Genomic DNA, 19118 nt, shown 5'->3' with positions numbered 1-19118 from the left:
CTCTACAGCGCCGCGTGCCCCACGGGCATTGCGGCCGTTTCGGCACACTCATACGAGCCAGAACAGCGGCCACAGCCGCTTCCTCATGCTTAGTTACCCACCGCCACAGGGAAGTTTTCTCAGGAGTAAGACAAAAATGGCAGATACCACCTATCCGGTTTATGGCGAGATCACCGGTCCGATCGTGATGATCGGTTTCGGCTCGATCGGTCGCGGCACGTTGCCGCTGATCGAGCGCCACTTCAAATACGACAAGAACCGGTTGATCGTGGTCGAGCCCCGTGAGGACGCTGCCGACAACGAGCTGTTCGAACGGCATGGCGTACGTCACGTTCGCGCGCATGTGACGAAGGACAACTACAAGGAACTGCTGAAGCCGCTCTTGACGGAAGGCGAAGGCCAGGGCTTCTGCGTCAACCTGTCGGTCGACACCGGCTCGCTCGACCTGATGAAGATGTGCCGCAAGCTCGACGTGCTCTACGTCGACACGGTCGTCGAGCCGTGGCTCGGCTTCTACTTCGACGCCGAAATGGACAATTCCGAGCGCACCAACTATGCGCTGCGCGAAACCGTGCGCAAGGAAAAGGAAAAGAACCCGGGCGGCACGACCGCGGTTTCCACCTGCGGCGCCAACCCCGGCATGGTTTCCTGGTTCGTCAAGCAGGGCCTCCTGAACCTCGCCAACGACCTTGGCGTGAAGTACGAAGAGCCGCATCAGGACGACCGCGAAGGCTGGGCCAAGCTGATGAAGAAGGTCGGCGTCAAGGGCGTGCACATCGCCGAACGCGACACCCAGCGCACCAAGAACCCGAAGCCGTTCAACACCTTCTGGAACACTTGGTCGGTCGAAGGCTTCATCTCCGAGGGCCTGCAGCCGGCAGAACTCGGCTGGGGCACCCATGAAAACTGGATGCCGAAGAACGCCAAGAAACACAAGAAGGGCTGCAAAGCGGCGATCTACCTGGAGCAGCCGGGCGCCAACACCCGCGTGCGCACCTGGTGCCCGACCCCCGGCCCGCAGTATGGCTTCCTCGTGACCCACAACGAGGCGATCTCGATCGCCGACTTCTTCACGGTTCGCGACAAGGACGGCGAAGTCACCTATCGCCCGACCTGCCACTATGCCTACCATCCGGCCAACGACGCCGTTCTGTCGCTGCACGAAATGTTCGGCAACGGCGGCAATGCCCAGCCGGTGCACCACGTGCTTGACGAAAAGGAACTGGTCGACGGCGTCGACGAACTCGGCGTGCTGCTCTACGGCCACGACAAGAACGCCTACTGGTTCGGTTCGCGCCTGTCGCTGGAAGAAACCCGCCGCATCGCGCCTTACCAGAACGCGACCGGCCTGCAGGTGACTTCGGCCGTTCTCGCCGGCATGGTCTGGGCTCTCGAGAACCCGAAGGCCGGCATCGTCGAAGCCGACGAGATGGACTACAAGCGGTGCCTCGAAGTGCAGCTGCAGTACCTCGGCCCGGTCGAGGGTCACTACACCGACTGGACCCCGCTCGACGGTCGCCCGGGCCTGTTCCCCGAGGACATCGACACCAAGGATCCGTGGCAGTTCAAGAATATCCTCGTTCGCTAAGCTTTTGACGCGAAACGTCATCCGGCCCGGGACACGAACGTGCCCCGGGCCTTTTCATCTCTGGCGGAAAAGCCCGAGGCTGCAGCCCGCCGCTCTTGCTTTCAACTCATGATCGCGGCATGGTCTGCCGGAATGAAACAATCCGCTCGACCCAAACGCGGGGGAAATCGCCTATGAAGCCATTCGCCGTTCTGACCCTTCTCGCAACCGCGGCGGCGCTCGCCTCCTGCCAGTCGTCGCCACGGATCATCGATGAGGGTGGACAGCCGGCGCGCCAGGCCTCCGGCGTCGAAGGCTCCTGGGTGGACCCGAACGGCATCGTCTCGACGTTTGCCGGCGGCACCTTCTCCACCCGCACGACCGATACCAACCAGCTGCTCGCCTCGGGCAACTACGTCAAGACGAGCCCGACGCTTGTCGAGATCAACATGACCTCGCTGGTGCGCAACACCCAGTCCAAGGTCGCTTGTGCGCTGGTCACGCAGAACCAGCTCAACTGCACCACCGACGCCGGGGCACAGTTCTCGCTCGCGCGTCGCGGCTAAAACAGAAAACACGAAATTGCAAAAGCCTCCCCCCGGAGGCTTTTTTCGTTTGCGGGCCACGACTTAACCTTAACGGTAAACCCGACAACCAGGGCATGGTTTTAGCGCTTGAAGTCGCCTTCAAGTGATGAAAACATCCGGCCCGGCAAAGCCACCCCGACCGTGGGGACCGGATCCGTTTCGACGGACCGGATGCGGTCGGACGACAACCGGCAAAACAGGAGAACATCATGATCAGACACGTGCGGACCGGCCTGATGACCGCGTCCATTCTTGCCCTTTCCTCGGGCGCTGCCTTCGCCGATTATGAGTTGAACATCCTGCATATCAACGACCTTCATTCCCGCATCGAGTCGATCAACAAGTTCGATTCCACCTGCTCGGCGGAAGAGGAAGGCAAGAACGAGTGCTTCGGCGGCGTCGCGCGCCTGAAGGCGCTGATCGACCAGAAGCGTCAGGATCTCTCGGGCAAGAACGTGCTGCTCTTGAATGCCGGCGACAACTTCCAGGGCTCGCTGTTCTTCACCACCTACAAGGGCCTGGCGGAAGCAGAATTCCTCAACCTCATGAAGTTCGACGCGATGACCGTCGGCAACCATGAGTTCGACGAGAGCGAGGATGGCCTTGCCGGCTTCCTCGACAAGATCGCCTTCCCGGTCGTCACCGCCAACGTGCTGCCGAGCCAAAAATCGAAGATCGGCGACCGCATCAAGCCGTCGATCGTGCTCGACGTCGGCGGCCAGAAGGTCGGCATCGTCGGCGCGGTCGCCAACGACACGCCGGAACTCTCCTCCCCCGGCCCGGACATCCTGATCGGCGACGACGTCGCCACCACGACGGCGGCCGTCGAGGAGCTGAAGAAGCAGGGCGTCGACAAGATCATTGCGCTGACCCACGTCGGCTATCCGCGCGACCTCGCGGCGATCGCCAAGATTCCGGATGTCGACGTCGTCGTCGGCGGCCACTCGCACAGCCTGCTCTCCAACACCGATGCAAAAGCTGAGGGTCCTTACCCGACGATGGTCGACAACCCCGGCGGCTACAAGGTTCCGGTCGTCCAGGCCGGCTCCTACACCAAGTATCTCGGCGACCTCGTCGTCACCTTCGACGACAAGGGCGTGGTCAAGGCCGCCAAGGGCGACCCGATCCTGGTCGACAGCTCGGTCAAGCCGGATGAGGCGGTGCTGGCGCGCGTCGCCGAACTCGGCAAGCCGATCGAGGAACTGCGCTCGAAGATCATCGCCAAGACCGAGGCGCCGATCGACGGCTCGCGTGAAAATTGCCGCGCCAAAGAGTGCGAGATGGGCAGCCTGCTCACCGACGCCATGCTCGACCGCGTCAAGGGCCAGGGCGTGACCATCGCGATCACCAACGGCGGCGGTTTGCGCGCGTCGATCGACGCTGGCGACGTTTCGATGGGCGAAGCCATCACCGTCCTGCCGTTCCAGAACACGGTTGCGACCTTCCAGATCAAGGGCGACGGCATTCGCGAAGCGCTGGAAAACGGTCTCAGCAAGCTTGAGGAAGGCGGCGGCCGGTTCCCGCAGGTGGCCGGCATGAAGTTCTCCTTCGACAAGTCGAAGCCGGTCGGCAGCCGCGTCGTCTCGGTCGAGGTGAAGGAAGGCGAAGCTTACGTCCCGCTCGACCCGGCCAAGACCTATTCGCTGGTCACCAACAACTACATGCGCAATGGCGGCGACGGTTACGACGTCTTCAAGGAAAAGGGTGAAAACGCCTACGACTACGGTCCGGGCCTCGAAACGGTGCTTGCCGACTACCTCGCCGCTCACCAGCCGTTCAAGCCCTATACCGACGGCCGCATCACCGAGGTCGCCTCAGTGGCCGGTGCCGCGACGGCGGAGCCGGCAGCGGAAGCAAAGCCTGCCGCCGACGCCACGGCAGCCCAGCCGGCGGCAACCGCCGGCGGCACGGCGGCAGCGAGCGGCCCGCAGAAGCACGTGATCGCCAAGGGCGACACGCTCTGGGATCTCGCCAAGGCCTTCTATGGCGACGGCGCGCTCTGGGCAAAGATCTCCGAGGCCAACGGCAAGCCGGCGCCGCGCCACCTGCATGTCGGCACCGAACTGGAGATTCCGGCAAAGTAAGACAATTTGCCTCTACTTTCCGAGCCGGCGCGGGCTTCCCCGCGCCGGCTTTTCTTTTTAGAAGGATTTGAAACCGAAAGCAGTGTCCCGATTGAACGGGACCGACGAGGACCAAGATGACCGATCAGCTTGCCGTGACCACCCCTGCCAACCACCCTTCCGTCAAATCCGGAAAGGTCGGTATCCTGCTGGTCAATCTCGGCACGCCCGATGGCACCGACTACACCTCGATGCGCCGCTACCTGAAGGAGTTCCTGACCGACCGCCGGGTGATCGAGTGGTCGCGCTTGTTCTGGTACCCGATCCTGTTCGGCATTGTGCTCAACACCCGTCCGGGCAAGGTCGGCAAGGCCTATGAGACGATCTGGAACAAGGACCTGAACGAAAGCTATCTCAGGACCTACACCCGCAACCAGGCCGAACTGATGGCCAAGTCCTTCGCCAACCAGCCTAACGTGATCGTCGACTGGGGCATGCGCTACGGCCAGCCGTCGATCGCTTCGCGCATGGACGTGCTACAGAAGGCCGGCTGCGAACGCATCCTCGTCTTCCCGCTCTATCCGCAATATGCCGCCGCCACCACGGCCACTGTCAACGACAAGGCCTTCGAGGCGCTTCTGAAGATGCGCTGGCAGCCGGCGCTGCGCACCGTTCCGCCCTATCATGACGACCCCGTCTATATCGACGCGCTGGCGACCTCGATCGAGCGGCACCTCGCGAGGCTCGACTGGGAACCGGAAGTGGTTCTGACTTCCTTCCACGGCATCCCGAAGAGTTATTTCGACAAGGGCGACCCCTATTACTGCCAGTGCCAGAAGACGGCGCGCCTGCTGCGCGAAAAACTCGGCTGGTCGAAGGACAAGCTGCAGGTCACCTTCCAGTCGCGTTTCGGGCCTGAGGAATGGCTGCAGCCCTATACCGACAAGACCGTGGAGAAGCTCGCCCAGGATGGCGTCAAGCGCATCGCCGTCCTCAATCCCGGCTTCGTCTCCGACTGTCTGGAAACGCTGGAAGAGATTGCCGAACAGGCAGCCGAAAGCTTCCACCACAATGGCGGCGAAAAGTTCACCCACATCCCCTGTCTGAACGACAGCGCCGAAGGCATGGCCGTGCTCGAACACGTCGTGCGCCGGGAGCTTGCCGGCTGGCTCTGATTTCAGAGCGAGCCGCGCTTGAAAACGACGCCCTGATCACCGCCTCAAGATGAAAGAGTCGCGCCCTCGCCCACCGGTGAGTGCGGCATTCTAACATTTTGAATTTACGCGCAATCCGCGGAAAACCGATTCCGAAGGCAAACGGAATACGCTAGACTGCAGCCACAGGTCGAGATTGCAATTTAAGGGGGTATGTCTTGGGCGGAATGGATATCGTCGTCATTGGCTTCGTGGTGCTCATCATCCTGGTCCTCTTCATGGGGATCAAGACGGTGCCCCAGGGCTACCGCTATACGATCGAACGCTTCGGCCGTTACACGAAAACGCTGGAACCCGGTCTCAACCTGATCGTTCCCTTCATCGACCGGATCGGTGCCAAGATGAATGTGATGGAACAGGTGCTCGACGTTCCGACACAGGAAGTCATCACCAAGGACAATGCCAGCGTCTCGGCCGATGCGGTCGCCTTTTACCAGATCCTGAACGCAGCGCAGGCCGCCTACCAGGTTGCCCATCTGGAAAACGCCATCCTCAACCTGACGATGACCAATATCCGCTCGGTCATGGGCTCGATGGATCTCGATGAGCTTCTGTCCAACCGCGACACGATCAACGACAGATTGCTGCACGTCGTCGACGAAGCCGCCAGCCCCTGGGGCATCAAGATCACCCGCGTCGAGATCAAGGACATCGCGCCGCCGAAGGATCTCGTCGACGCCATGGCCAGGCAGATGAAGGCCGAGCGCGAAAAGCGCGCGCAGGTGCTCGAAGCCGAAGGTGCGAGAAACGCCCAGATTCTGCGCGCCGAAGGCGCCAAGCAGTCGGCGATCCTGCAGGCCGAGGGTCAGCGCGAAGCAGCCTTCCGCGACGCCGAAGCGCGCGAGCGTCTGGCCGAGGCCGAGGCCAAGGCGACGAAGATGGTCTCGGAGGCCATTGCCGCCGGCGACGTGCAGGCGATCAACTACTTCGTCGCGCAGAAATACACCGAAGCGCTCGCCTCGATCGGCACCGCCAACAACCAGAAGATCGTACTGATGCCGATGGAGGCCTCAGCCCTCATCGGTTCGCTCGGCGGCATCGGCGCCATCGCCAAGGAAGTCTTTGGCGACAGCCAGACGGCCCCCGCAGCCCGCCCGCGCCAGTCGACGCCGCGCACCACGCCGGCCTTCCCGGCCGATCCCTCGCAAGGGAAGTAGGCGATGATCGAACGCGCCATTCAAGAACTCGGGCCCTGGAGCTGGTGGGTCCTGGGCTTCGTGCTTCTAGCCGCCGAGCTCGTCGCGCCCGGCGTGTTCCTGATCTGGATCGGCGTCGCCGCCCTGGTCGTCGGCATCCTGTCCCTCCTCCTCTGGGAGGCCAGCTTCTGGATTTGGCAGGTTCAGCTCGTGCTGTTCGCACTGCTCTCGGTGGCGGCCGTTCTGCTTGGTCGCCGCTTCGTTCTCTCCACGTCCGAAACCAGTGACGAGCCGCTTTTGAACCAGCGCGCCGAAAGCCTCGTCGGCCGCACGGCAGTGCTGGAAAAACCGATCGCCGAGGGCCGCGGGCGCATCCGGCTCGACGACACGTTCTGGATCGTCGAGGGACCGGACCTGCCGGCCGGCACAAGGGTGCGCGTCGTTTCCACCCACGGCAGGAACCTGACCGTCGAAACCGCGTGACCGCAAGCGGCTGATGCCACGACGTTTTTGCCGCTTGGAAACGATTGCTTAACCACGTCGCTTTACGATTGCGAAAGGATTGCAATCAGGCTCGTGGACAAACGGCATATGGTGCCAGGCTCATCTCGCTCGATCAAAGGAGGCGCGCGGCGTTCGATGTCGCTGGCGTTGCTGCTGGCCGGCACGGCGATGCTTGCCCCCGCATCCTTGAACGCCCAGACCGCCACGACCGCACCCGCCTCGACTGCGCCCACGACGGCCTATTCCACGGGTGGCACGCCTTCGGCCGTCCCGGCCACGACGGCCGCGATCACCGATCCGCAGACCACCGGCGCCGTCAGCGCCGACGACCTGACGCCGGCTTCAAACGAGGATTACCTCCGCCTGAACCAGCGCGAGCCGACGATCGACGGCCTCAGGCTGCGGACCTACAACCCCGAATACGATCGCGCCCCGGGTATCCGCATCGGCACTTTCACGCTGCGCCCGAGCGTCAGCGAGACGATCAACCACGAATGGCGCAAGGACGGCGACACCAAGACCAACCGCGGCTATCTCGAAACAGGAATCCGTGGCACCTTGACCTCGGACTGGTCGCGCCACCAGCTGACCGTCACCGGCGACGGCGTGCTGCAGAACAACATCTCCGGCGAGGGCGAGGAAGAGCCGCGCGCCAATGTCGATGCCGAACTGCGGCTCGATCTCTGGGACGAGACGGTCGCGCGTCTGCGCGCCGGCTACAGCTTCGAGCGCGAGGACGCCGACGATCCGAACGCGATTTCCAACGCCAAGGAACAATCCGCGGTCAACACCTATCGCCTCGGCACGGCGATCGAGCGCGACTTCGGCCTGATCCGCGGTTCGGTCGGCATCGACTTCGACCGGCGCACCTATGGCGATGTCGAGCTGGAAAACGGCACGAACCTGTCGGTCAAATATCGAAACCGCAACACCGGCACGCTGACGGCGCGCGTCGGCTACGAACTGTCTCCGGCGCTGATCCCGTTCATCGAGGCCTCGGTCGGCAAGTCGCTCTACGATCTGCGCGAGGATCCGCTCGGCTTCGAGCGCTCCTACCAGACCTATGCGACACGCGGCGGCATCGAGCTTGACCTCGGCGAGAAACTCTACGGCGAGCTCGGCCTCGGCTACGAGACTTACAATTTCGAGGATGGCCGGCTCGGAGACCTTAGCGGCCTGTCGGTCGACGGCCGCCTCAACTGGTCGCCGCAACGCGGCACCGACGTGCTCTTTGCGCTATCGACCGACCTCAACCCGTCGACGACGCCGGGCGATGCGGGCTCGATCGACTACAACCTCACCAACATCATCACCCACCAGATGCGCTCGGATCTGGTCGCGCGGCTGACGAACAGCCTGACGCTGCGCAACTACCCCTCGAACGCCCGCTCGTCTGACGAAACCACATGGCGGACCGGCGCGGGCCTGACCTACGACATCAACCGCTACCTGGCGCTGACTGGTGACGTCAGCTACGAGCGCACGACCCGCGATCGCGGCGACACGACGGACATCACCCGCGTCGGCGTCGGATTGACGCTGCGCCGCTGAGGCGATCCCTTCGCCCAGGCATGAAAAAAGGCCGCGCCCGATGGACGCGGCCTTTCCTGCCTTTGAGAAGAAACCGGTTACTTCAGGGCGCCGAGCAGGCTCTTCAGCGGACCTTCGACGGTCGGGCGGATGTCGCCGCGTTCCAGCGCAAAGGCGACGTTTGCCAGGATGAAGCCGTCCTTGGCGCCACAGTCATAGGTATCGCCACGGAAGTGGTAGGCGGCGAACTGCTGGTTGTCGGAAAGCTTCAGCATGCCGTCGGTCAGCTGGATCTCGTTGCCGGCGCCGCGCTCCTGCTTTTCGAGGATCGGGAAGATCTCCGGCTGCAGGATGTAGCGGCCGTTGATGAAGAAGTTGGAGGGTGCCGTGCCCGGTGCCGGCTTCTCGACCATCTTGGTGATCTTGAAGCCGTCGCCAACCTTGTCGCCGACGCCGACGATACCGTACTTGTGGGCCTGGTCCGGCGCGCACTCTTCCACGGCGATGACGTTGCCGCCGCTCTGTTCATAGAGCTCGACCATGCCCTTGAGGCAGCCCTTCTCACCCTTCATGATCATATCGGGCAGGAGCAGCGCGAAAGGCTCGTTGCCGACGAGATCACGGGCGCACCAGACCGCGTGGCCGAGGCCGAGCGGCGCCTGCTGGCGGGTGAAGCTGGTGGTGCCGGCCTTCGGCAGGATGCCGTCGAGCAGGGCGATCTCGGCCTTCTTGTTGCGCTCGCGGAGCGTCTGGTCGAGTTCGACCTGGATGTCGAAATAGTCCTCGATCACCGCCTTGCTGCGGCCGGTCACGAAGATCAGATGCTCGATACCGGCTTCCAGCGCTTCGTCGACCACATATTGAATGACCGGCTTGTCCACCACCGTCAGCATTTCCTTCGGCACGGCCTTGGTCGCCGGCAGGAAACGTGTGCCCAGTCCCGCGACCGGGAACACGGCTTTGCGGACTTTACGCTTGTCGGTCATCGATACCTCCTTGAAAGGATTTCACTCATAACTCTTGCCGAACGGTTCCGGACGTCCATTTGTCCAGAACCATACAGCGCTCCGTAATGGAGCCGCAATCTCTATGCCGTCAGCTGAACACAGCATGAACCGACGGAACAAATGCATATGCGAACTCCACGACCAAGGCTTGACATTTTCTGTGGCCGAAGACGCCACCACATTTTCATGGTAAAGGGTTTGTTGACCACGTTTCTGTAGATTCGTTGCAATCCGGCAATGCAACAAGCGCGGCCGGATCCGAAACAGGAGCCGCCGACGACTGCCCCCACCGTCCAGGCTGGCCCCAGACTGCCACCTTGCGGAATGATTCGGGCCATGACGGCCGAAGCTCCGCAGAGAAACGGAACCGACAGCTGATGATCAGAAACCGCAGGACGTTTTTCCGTCATATCGCAGCCGCCCTCGTCCTATCCGCCGCAACGCTCGGCGTTGCGCCTGCGCGCGCCGATACCGGGTTCCAGAACTGGATCAACGAGTTTTACGCGACCGCCGCCCAGGCCGGCATCACCAAGGCAACCTACCGCCAGGCCTTTGCCGGCGTGAAGTCGCCCGACCAGACGGTGATCGACAAGGCCAACTACCAGCCGGAGTTCAAGCACAAGATCTGGGAATATATCGATTCCCGCGTGAACCCCTACACCAAGCGCGTCGGCCAGGAGATGGCGACCAAGCACGCCCGCACGCTGAACGCGCTGGAGAAACACTTCGGCGTCGACAAGACCATTCTTCTGGCCATCTGGTCGATGGAGTCCAACTACGGCGCCGTGCTGGAGAAGGATGACCGCCTGCACTATGTGCCCCGCGCGCTCGCAACGCTTGCCTATGCGGACCCGAAGCGGTCGAACTATGCCAAGAAGCAGCTGATCGCCGCACTCAAGATCCTGCAGAAGGGCGATATCACCCCACGTGAGCTGACCGGCTCCTGGGCGGGCGCCATGGGCCACACCCAGTTCATCCCGACGAGCTATCTGCTCTATGCGGTCGATGCGGATGGAAACGGTCACCGCGACATCTGGAACTCGGTGCCAGACGCGCTGGCGACCGCCGCCAACCTTCTGAAGAAAAATGGCTGGCAGCCGGGCGAGACCTGGGGCTACGAAGTCGCCCCGCCGGCCAACGCCGCGAAGTATTCGGGCCAGACGAAGACGCTCAAGGAATGGGCGTCGCTCGGTTTTGCCCGGCCGAACGGCAAGGGCTTCCGCAACGGTAGCACGCGCGCCGAGCTCAAGCTGCCGAGCGGTGGCCAAGGCCCCGGCTTCCTGATGACCAAGAACTTCTTCGTCATCAAGCGCTACAATGCGTCGGACAGCTACGCGCTTGGCGTCGGCCTGCTCGCAGACCAGATCGCCGGCTACCAGGGCATGCAGCAGCGCTGGCCGCGTCCGGACGGATCGCTTGACATCAGCGAGAAGTTCGAGCTGCAGAACCGGCTGAAGGAGCTTGGCTACTACAGCGGCGAAGTCGACGGCAACTTCGGCTCCGGCTCCAAGGCCGCGATCCAGGCGTTCCAGTCGAAGAACGGGCTGGCACCGGATGGCGAACCGACCCAGATGCTGCTGCGGGCGCTCCGCAACTAGCAGACTCGAAACGGTTTCACGATCTCGATATCCGTGAGATACAATAGACCAAGCGCGCTGCACCCCCGTGCGGCGCGCTGAAACTTTGGAGCGGCAGGGCCGCCCGAGCGCGCGATGAACGGGGCAGAGAAGCAGATGATCAGCAGGCGCCGCAGGCACGATAGCCGAACGCCGTTCGGGATTGCCACGGTCTGCATTGCCCTTGTGGCGATGCTCACCGTCAGCTTTTTTGCAAGCTTTGCCGAGGCGCAGGAGCGCGTTCAACGCCGCACCTTGTTTCAGATGCTCTTCGGCGGCTTGACCCGCGAACGGCCGACCTACCAGGATCGCGACTATTATCCCGAGCAACCGCGCCCGAAACGCCAGCGCCAGCCGCAGCAGCGCCAGAAGGGCCAGGGCCAGGGCCAGCAGAAACAGAAGCCGAAGGTCGCCGACACCCCTGCCCCGGCGCCGGTAGTGGTGGAGAAGGCGCCGGATGCCAAGAAGGTGCTCGTCGTCGGCGACTTCATGGCCGACAGCCTTGGCGACGGCTTGAAGACCGCCTTCGAGATGACGCCCGGCATCACCATCGAGACGCGGGCGAACGGCTCGTCCGGTCTCGTGCGCGAGGACTATTTCAACTGGCCGGGCACGCTGCCGGGCTATGTCGGAGAAGTAAAGCCGTCGGTCATCATCCTCAGCCTCGGCGCCAACGATCGTCAGCAGATGCAGATTGGCAGCGCCAAGGAGAAATTCCGAAGCGATCTCTGGACGGAAGAATACCGCAAGCGCGTCAACGCGCTAGCCGCCCTTGCGCGCAAGGAAAAGCTGCCGGTCCTCTGGGTCGGCATGCCGCCGTTCCAGTCGGCCGCCATGACGGCGGACATGGTGACCTTCAACGGCATCTACCGCGAGGAAATCGAAAAGGTCGGCGGGCAGTTCGTCGACATCTGGGACGGCTTCGTCGACGAGGGCGGCAAGTTCGTGCTGACCGGCTCGGACATCAACGGCCAGCAGGTGCGCCTGCGCGGCGCCGACGGCATCAACCTGACCAAGGCCGGCAAGCGCAAGCTCGCCTTCTACGTCGAAAAGGACATCCGCCGGCTGCTCGGCGATGCCGCCGCGACCGACAAGAACGTGCCGGGCGCCGACGAACTCAAGGACCTGGTGGTGACGGCGCCGCTCGGCAACGAGGATATCGTCAAGACCCAGCCGATCGGCCTGACCGATCCGGCGCTCGATGGCGCCGCGTCCCTCCTCGGCAACGCCGCACCGGACAAGGGCAACGGCAAGAGCCCGCGCGATCTTCTCGTCGACAAGGGTGATGTCGCCGCCGCCCCGGCCGGTCGCGTCGATGACTTCCGCCTGTCGAAGCCGAGCACCATTATCAGCAACCCGGTGATCCGCAACTAGAGCGCCGTGCGTTCATCCGAACGCACAAAGGACGCTCTAGAACCTTGATTCTGGAGCATCTTTCCGCCCGTAGGTGATTCCACTTGAAGGTCGGATGCTCTAGATCGACAACACCATTCAGCCTTCTGGCACACCATGAAAAAAGCCCCGCATTGCTGCGGGGCTTTTTTCATGCTTGGGAGTAATGCCTTAGCGCGGCAGCGTGGTCGAGCCCATCAGCGCCTCGTCGATCGCGCGCGCGGCCTGGCGGCCTTCGCGGATCGCCCAGACGACGAGCGACTGGCCACGGCGCACATCGCCGGCGGTCCAGAGCTTGTCGACCGAGGTCTTGTAGTCGCGTTCGTTGGCAACGACGTTGGTCGAGCCGCGACGGTCGGTGTTGAGCGTCAGCTTGTCGCCGAGATCCTTCAAGACGCTGTTGGTGAAGGGGCCACTGAAGCCGATGGCGATGAAGGCGAGATCCGCCTTGATGATGAACTCGGTGCCGGCAACCGGCTTGCGGCGGTCGTCCACCTGGCAGCACTTCACGCCAGTCAGGTTGCCGTCCTCATCGCTGATGAATTCGAGCGTCGCCACTTGGAACTCGCGGATGGCGCCTTCGGCCTGGCTGGACGAGGTGCGCATCTTCGTCGCCCAGAACGGCCAGACGGCGAGCTTGTCTTCCTTTTCCGGCGGCTGCGGACGGATGTCGAGCTGGGTGACCTTGACCGCGCCCTGGCGGAATGCGGTGCCGACGCAGTCCGACGCCGTATCGCCACCGCCGACGACGACGATGTGCTTGCCACCGGCAAGGATCGGCTGCGACGGCCAGCCGACGCTGTCGATGTTTTCGCGGCCGACGCGGCGGTTCTGCTGGACGAGATAGGGCATCGCGTCATGAACGCCGGCGAACTCGACACCGGGGATGCCCGCGTCACGCGGCGTCTCGGAGCCGCCGCAGTAGAGCACGGCATCGTGATCGTCGAGCAGGCGCTGCATCGGCACGTCGACGCCGACATTGATGCCGCAGTGGAAGGTGACGCCTTCGCCCCGCATCTGGTCGACGCGGCGATCGATGAAGTTCTTCTCCATCTTGAAGTCCGGAATGCCGTAGCGCAGCAGACCGCCGGGCTTGGTCTCGCGCTCGTAGACGTGAACCTCGTGGCCCGCGCGCGCCATCTGTTGGGCAGCCGCCATGCCCGCCGGGCCGGAACCGATGACCGCGACCTTCTTGCCGGTCTTGGTGACGGCCGGCTGCGGCACGATGTAGCCCATCTCATAGGCCTTGTCGGCAATCGCCTGTTCGACGGTCTTGATGGCGACGGGCGTGTCCTCGAGGTTCAGCGTGCAGGCTTCCTCGCACGGCGCCGGGCAGACGCGGCCGGTGAATTCCGGGAAATTGTTGGTCGAGTGCAGGTTGCGGATCGCCTCGTCCCAGTTGCCGTTATAGACGAGGTCGTTCCAGTCCGGGATCTGGTTGTGCACCGGGCAGCCGGTCGGGCCGTGGCAATAGGGGATGCCACAGTCCATGCAGCGTGCGGCCTGCTTCTGCACTTCCGGTTCTGACATCGGAATGGTGAATTCGCGAAAATGGCGGATGCGGTCGGAGGCCGGCTGGTACTTTGCCACTTGCCGGTCAATCTCGAGAAATCCAGTTACCTTACCCATCGTTTCATCCTGAAAGCTTTGCGTCTGAACAGGCGCTCTTGACAAGCGCGCGTGAAGGGCCCCCGAACCAGTCTGTGATGAACCGGGAGCCTTGGTCACCGGGGCCTCCTATTCGGCCGCCTCTGCCATTTTCATGCGTTCCATATCCTCGAGCGCACGGCGGTATTCGACCGGCATGACCTTGCGGAATTTCGGCCGGAAATCCGTCCAGTGATCCAGGACCTCCTTCGCCCGGGGCGAACCCGTGTGGTGAAGGTGGTTGGAGATGAGCTGATAAAGCCGCTCCTCGTCGTGGCGCGTCATGTCGCCGGAGACGTCGACCATGCCCTTGTGCATGATGTCGCCGCCGTGATGATGCAGCTTCTCCAGCATGTCGTCCTCTTCCGGAACCGGCTGCAGCTCGACCATCGCCATGTTGCAGCGACGGGCGAAATCGCCTTCCTCGTCGAGCACATAGGCGACGCCGCCCGACATGCCGGCCGCGAAGTTGCGGCCCGTGCCGCCGAGCACGACGACGACGCCGCCGGTCATGTATTCGCAGCCGTGGTCACCCACGCCTTCGACGACCGCGACCGCGCCGGAGTTGCGTACGGCGAAGCGCTCGCCGGCGACACCGTTGAAGTAGCACTCGCCCGAGATCGCGCCGTAAAGCACGGTGTTGCCGACGATGATCGATTCCTCAGGAACGATCGTCGCGTTCTCCGGCGGCCGGACGATGATGCGACCGCCCGAGAGACCCTTGCCGACATAGTCGTTACCGTCGCCCACCAGATCGAAGGTGATGCCGCGTGCCAGGAACGCGCCGAAGGACTGGCCGGCCGTGCCCTTGAGGGTCACGTGAATGGTGTCGTCCTTCAGGCCCTTGTGGCCCCAGCGCTTGGCAAGCGCACCGGCGAGCATCGCGCCGGCCGAGCGGTCGACGTTCTTGATTTCGGCTTCGATCTTGACCGGGGCCTTGGTTTCGAGTGCGACCTTGGCTTCTTCGATCAGCTTGCGGTCGAGAACATCGTCGATCGGGTGCTGCTGGCGGGTCGTCCAGTAGGTCTCTTCCTTCTTGGCCTCCACCTTGTGGAAGATCTTCGAGAAGTCGAGGCCGTTGGCCTTCCAGTGCGCAAGCGCACTGTCCTTTTCAAGCAGTTCCGAAGCGCCGACGATGTCGTTGAGCTTCTTGAACCCGAGCGAGGCCAGGATCTCGCGCACTTCCTCGGCCACGAAGAAGAAGTAGTTGATGACGTGCTCGGCCGTGCCCTTGAAGCGCTTGCGCAGCACCGGATCCTGCGTCGCAACGCCGACGGGACAGGTGTTGAGGTGGCACTTGCGCATCATGATGCAGCCGGCGGCAATCAGCGGCGCGGTGGCAAAGCCGAACTCGTCGGCACCGAGCAGCGCGCCGATGATGACGTCGCGGCCGGTCTTCAGACCGCCGTCGACCTGAAGGGCGACGCGCGAGCGCAGGCCGTTCAGTACCAGCGTCTGCTGGGTCTCGGCAAGGCCGATTTCCCAGGGGCTGCCCGCATGCTTCAGCGAGGTCAGCGGCGAAGCGCCTGTGCCGCCATCGAAGCCGGCAACGGTGATGTGGTCGGCACGCGCCTTGGCAACGCCGGCGGCAACCGTGCCGACGCCGACTTCCGAGACGAGCTTGACCGAGACGTCCGCTTCCGGATTGACGTTCTTCAGATCGTAGATCAGCTGCGCCAGGTCTTCGATCGAATAGATGTCATGGTGCGGCGGCGGCGAGATCAGGCCGACGCCCGGCGTCGAATGCCGGGTCTTGGCGACGGTCGCATCGACCTTGTGGCCGGGCAGCTGGCCGCCTTCACCGGGCTTGGCACCCTGTGCCACCTTGATCTGCAGCATGTCGGCATTGACCAGATACTCCGTGGTCACGCCGAAACGGCCGGACGCGATCTGCTTGATCGCCGAACGCTCGGGGTTAACAGAGCCGTCGGGCAGCGGCAGGTAACGGTCACTTTCCTCGCCGCCCTCGCCGGTGTTCGACTTGCCGCCGATCCGGTTCATGGCGATGGCCAGCGTCGTATGCGCCTCGCGGCTGATCGAGCCGAAGGACATGGCGCCTGTCGAGAAGCGCTTGACGATGTCGACCGCCGGCTCGACTTCGTCGATCGAGATCGGCTTGCGGCCGAGAGCTTCGGCGCTCTTGACCGTGAACAGGCCACGGATCGTGTTCATGCGCAGCGCCGAATTGTTCACCATCTCGGCGAATTCACGGTAGCGATCCTGAGCATTGCCACGAACGGCATGCTGCAGCGAGGCGATCGCATCCGGCGTCCAGGCGTGGCTTTCGCCGCGCATGCGGAAGGCATATTCGCCACCGATGTCGAGTGTGTTGGCGAGAACCGGGTCGGCGCCGAAGGCCGCCTTGTGGCGGGCGACGGTTTCGGCGGCGATCTCTTCGAGGCCGATGCCTTCGATCGTCGTCGCCGTGCCGAAGAAAAACTGGTCGACGAGCTTCGACGACAGGCCGACGGCGTCGAAGATCTGCGCGCCGCAATAGGACTGGTAGGTCGAGATGCCCATCTTGGACATGACCTTGAGAATGCCCTTACCGACCGCCTTGATGTAACGGTAGACCACTTCGCTGCCGTCGACTTCCTTGGGGAACTCGCCGCGCTTGTGCATATCGGTCAGCGTATCGAAGGCGAGATAGGGGTTGATCGCTTCGGCGCCGTAACCGGCGAGCAGGCAGAAGTGATGCACTTCGCGCGGTTCGCCGGATTCAAGCACGATACCGACCGAGGTGCGCAGGCCCTTGCGGATCAGGTGATGGTGCACGGCGGCGGTCGCAAGCAGCGCGGGAATAGCCACCCGGTCCGGACCGACCTGGCGGTCCGAAAGCACGATGATGTTGTAGCCGCCCTTCACCGCCGCTTCCGCACGCTCGCAGAGGCGGTCGAGCATTTCCGGCATGCCTTCGGCATCGCGCGAAATGTCATAGGTGAAGTCGAGCGTCTTGGTATCGAAGCGATCCTCGGTGTGACCGATCGAACGGATCTTTTCGAGATCGCCATTGGTCAGGATCGGCTGGCGCACTTCGAGACGCTTGGCATGCGCCATGCCCTCGTGGTCGAGGATGTTCGGGCGCGGGCCGATGAAGGAGACGAGGCTCATCACCAACTCTTCGCGGATCGGGTCGATCGGCGGGTTGGTGACCTGCGCGAAGTTCTGCTTGAAGTAAGTGTAGAGCAGCTTGCGCTTGTCCGACATCGCCGAGATCGGCGTGTCGGTGCCCATCGAGCCGATCGCTTCCTGGCCGGTCGTCGCCATTGGCGACATCAGGATCTTGGTGTCTTCGAGCGTGTAGCCGAAGGCCTGCTGACGGTCGATCAGCGACACGTCGCGACGCAGCGCCCGCGGCTCCACCGGCTTCAGCTCCTCGAGGATCAGCTGGGTGTCTTCAAGCCACTTGCTGTAGGGGTGCTTCTGCGCGAGCGAGGACTTCACCTCCTCGTCGGAGATGATGCGACCCTGTTCCATGTCGATCAGGAGCATCTTGCCCGGCTGCAGGCGCCACTTCTTGACGATCTTGCTTTCATCAACCGGCAGCACGCCGGCTTCCGACGCGAGGATGACGCGGTCGTCCGAAGTGACAATGTAGCGGGCCGGACGCAGGCCGTTGCGATCGAGCGTCGCACCGATCTGGCGACCGTCGGTAAAGGCAACGGCGGCCGGTCCGTCCCACGGCTCCATCAGCGCTGCGTGGTATTCGTAAAACGCCTTGCGCTCGGGCGACATCAGTTGGTTGCCGGCCCACGCCTCGGGGATCAGCATCATGACGGCATGTGACAGCGAATAGCCGCCCTGCACCAGGAATTCGAGCGCGTTGTCGAAGCAGGCGGTGTCCGACTGGCCCTCGTAGGAGATCGGCCAGAGCTTGGAGATGTCGTCGCCGAAGAGCGGCGAGGAGACCGAAGCCTGGCGCGCCGCCATCCAGTTGACGTTGCCGCGCAGCGTGTTGATTTCGCCGTTATGGGCGACCATGCGGTACGGGTGCGCGAGCTTCCACGACGGGAAGGTGTTGGTCGAGAAGCGCTGGTGCACGAGCGCCACCGCACTTTCGAACCGCGGATCGGCCAGGTCCTTGTAATAGGCGCCTACCTGATAGGCGAGGAACATGCCCTTGTAGACGATCGTCGAGGACGACAGCGACACGGGGTAGAAGTTGCTCTCCTCGCCCTTGTATTCGTCATAGATGCGGTTGGAGATCACCTTGCGCAGCGTAAAGAGACGACGCTCGAACTCGGGGTTCGTGGCAGCGTCACGGCCGGCACCGATGAAGATCTGGACATGGCGCGGCTCGGTCGCGGCGATCTCGGGCGCCTTCGACAGGGACGAATTGTCGACCGGCACGTCGCGGTAGCCGATGAGCACCTGGCCCTCTTCAGTGACGACGTCCTTGATCACCTGCTTGAAGTGTTCGACGAGCGCATCGTCCTGCGGCATGAAGATATGACCGACGGCATACTCGCCTGCCTTCGGCAGGGTAATGCCCTGCTTGGCCATTTCCTCGCGGAAGAAACGGTCGGGAATCTGCACGAGAATGCCCGCGCCGTCGCCCATCAGCGGGTCGGCGCCGACGGCACCGCGGTGCGTCAGGTTTTCGAGCATGAAGAGGCCGTCGCGCACGATCTGGTGCGACTTCTGGCCCTTCATATGGGCGACGAAGCCGACGCCGCAGGCGTCATGCTCATTGCGCGGATCATAAAGACCCTGTTTTCGCGGCAGGCCAGTCGGGAATGCGGGCGTTTTTTCAGCCGTCGCAACGCTGTGTGCGAGGTTGAGCCCAGATTGCTGTGATGGCGAATGATCCGTCATCGTTTTCCCTCCTGTTGAACCCGGCGACCGCCGGGCATGG

General features: G+C 63.2%; 12 protein-coding genes. 9 read left to right on the top strand and 3 right to left on the bottom strand.

Annotation, left to right across the window (positions count from 1 at the left end; translation table 11 throughout):
* Nucleotides 1-136: 136 nt before the first annotated feature.
* The 7 genes from XB14_RS00885 to XB14_RS00855 all read left to right on the top strand — a co-directional run bounded on the left by XB14_RS00885 (nucleotide 137) and on the right by XB14_RS00855 (nucleotide 8622).
* Nucleotides 137-1588, top strand: a complete 1452-nt coding sequence (locus XB14_RS00885; protein ID WP_077959746.1) for a homospermidine synthase — start codon at nucleotides 137-139, stop codon at nucleotides 1586-1588.
* A 173-nt stretch (nucleotides 1589-1761) separates the two neighbouring features.
* Nucleotides 1762-2133: an outer membrane lipoprotein Omp10 gene (gene omp10 / locus XB14_RS00880; protein WP_077959745.1), complete on the top strand. Its 372-nt coding sequence runs from the start codon at nucleotides 1762-1764 to the stop codon at nucleotides 2131-2133.
* Nucleotides 2134-2363: 230 nt separating this feature from the next.
* Complete coding sequence (locus XB14_RS00875; RefSeq protein WP_077959744.1) at nucleotides 2364-4238, top strand: bifunctional metallophosphatase/5'-nucleotidase; 1875 nt, start codon at nucleotides 2364-2366, stop codon at nucleotides 4236-4238.
* Between the two features lie 116 nt (nucleotides 4239-4354).
* A complete protein-coding gene (gene hemH, locus XB14_RS00870; protein WP_077959743.1) occupies nucleotides 4355-5392 on the top strand; it encodes a ferrochelatase in 1038 nt (345 codons plus the stop codon).
* A gap of 197 nt (nucleotides 5393-5589) precedes the next feature.
* Entirely contained in the window at nucleotides 5590-6588 is a 999-nt protein-coding gene (locus tag XB14_RS00865; RefSeq protein ID WP_143348168.1) for an SPFH domain-containing protein, read from the top strand.
* 3 nt (nucleotides 6589-6591) lie between these two features.
* A complete protein-coding gene (locus tag XB14_RS00860) occupies nucleotides 6592-7050 on the top strand; it encodes an NfeD family protein (RefSeq protein WP_077959741.1) in 459 nt (152 codons plus the stop codon).
* Between the two features lie 108 nt (nucleotides 7051-7158).
* The gene (locus XB14_RS00855; RefSeq protein ID WP_077959740.1) at nucleotides 7159-8622 is read left to right on the top strand and encodes an outer membrane beta-barrel protein; all 1464 of its coding nucleotides are present in this window, start codon (nucleotides 7159-7161) and stop codon (nucleotides 8620-8622) included.
* A 77-nt stretch (nucleotides 8623-8699) separates the two neighbouring features.
* Here the strand turns inward: XB14_RS00855 and galU are convergent, their stop codons facing one another.
* The gene (gene galU, locus XB14_RS00850; protein ID WP_077959739.1) at nucleotides 8700-9587 is read right to left on the bottom strand and encodes a UTP--glucose-1-phosphate uridylyltransferase GalU; all 888 of its coding nucleotides are present in this window, start codon (nucleotides 9585-9587) and stop codon (nucleotides 8700-8702) included.
* 398 nt (nucleotides 9588-9985) lie between these two features.
* Here galU and XB14_RS00845 point away from each other — a divergent pair, with 398 nt between their 5' ends.
* Complete coding sequence (locus XB14_RS00845) at nucleotides 9986-11206, top strand: lytic murein transglycosylase (protein ID WP_077959738.1); 1221 nt, start codon at nucleotides 9986-9988, stop codon at nucleotides 11204-11206.
* Between the two features lie 135 nt (nucleotides 11207-11341).
* On the top strand, nucleotides 11342-12598 hold the full coding sequence (locus tag XB14_RS00840; protein ID WP_234803924.1) for a DUF459 domain-containing protein: 1257 nt from the start codon (nucleotides 11342-11344) through the stop codon (nucleotides 12596-12598).
* Between the two features lie 189 nt (nucleotides 12599-12787).
* Here the strand turns inward: XB14_RS00840 and XB14_RS00835 are convergent, their stop codons facing one another.
* Nucleotides 12788-14245 (bottom strand): glutamate synthase subunit beta, encoded by a 1458-nt coding sequence (locus XB14_RS00835; protein WP_077959737.1) that lies wholly within the window; start codon nucleotides 14243-14245, stop codon nucleotides 12788-12790.
* A gap of 108 nt (nucleotides 14246-14353) precedes the next feature.
* On the bottom strand, nucleotides 14354-19078 hold the full coding sequence (gene gltB / locus XB14_RS00830; protein WP_077959736.1) for a glutamate synthase large subunit: 4725 nt from the start codon (nucleotides 19076-19078) through the stop codon (nucleotides 14354-14356).
* Between the last annotated feature and the right edge of the window lie 40 nt (nucleotides 19079-19118).

Origin of the sequence: Ensifer adhaerens, assembly GCF_002007205.1 — a bacterium.
Lineage (GTDB): Bacteria > Pseudomonadota > Alphaproteobacteria > Rhizobiales > Rhizobiaceae > Ensifer > Ensifer adhaerens_D.
Note: the sequence above shows the minus strand (reverse complement) of the source record. Positions and strands in the feature narration are given on the sequence as shown.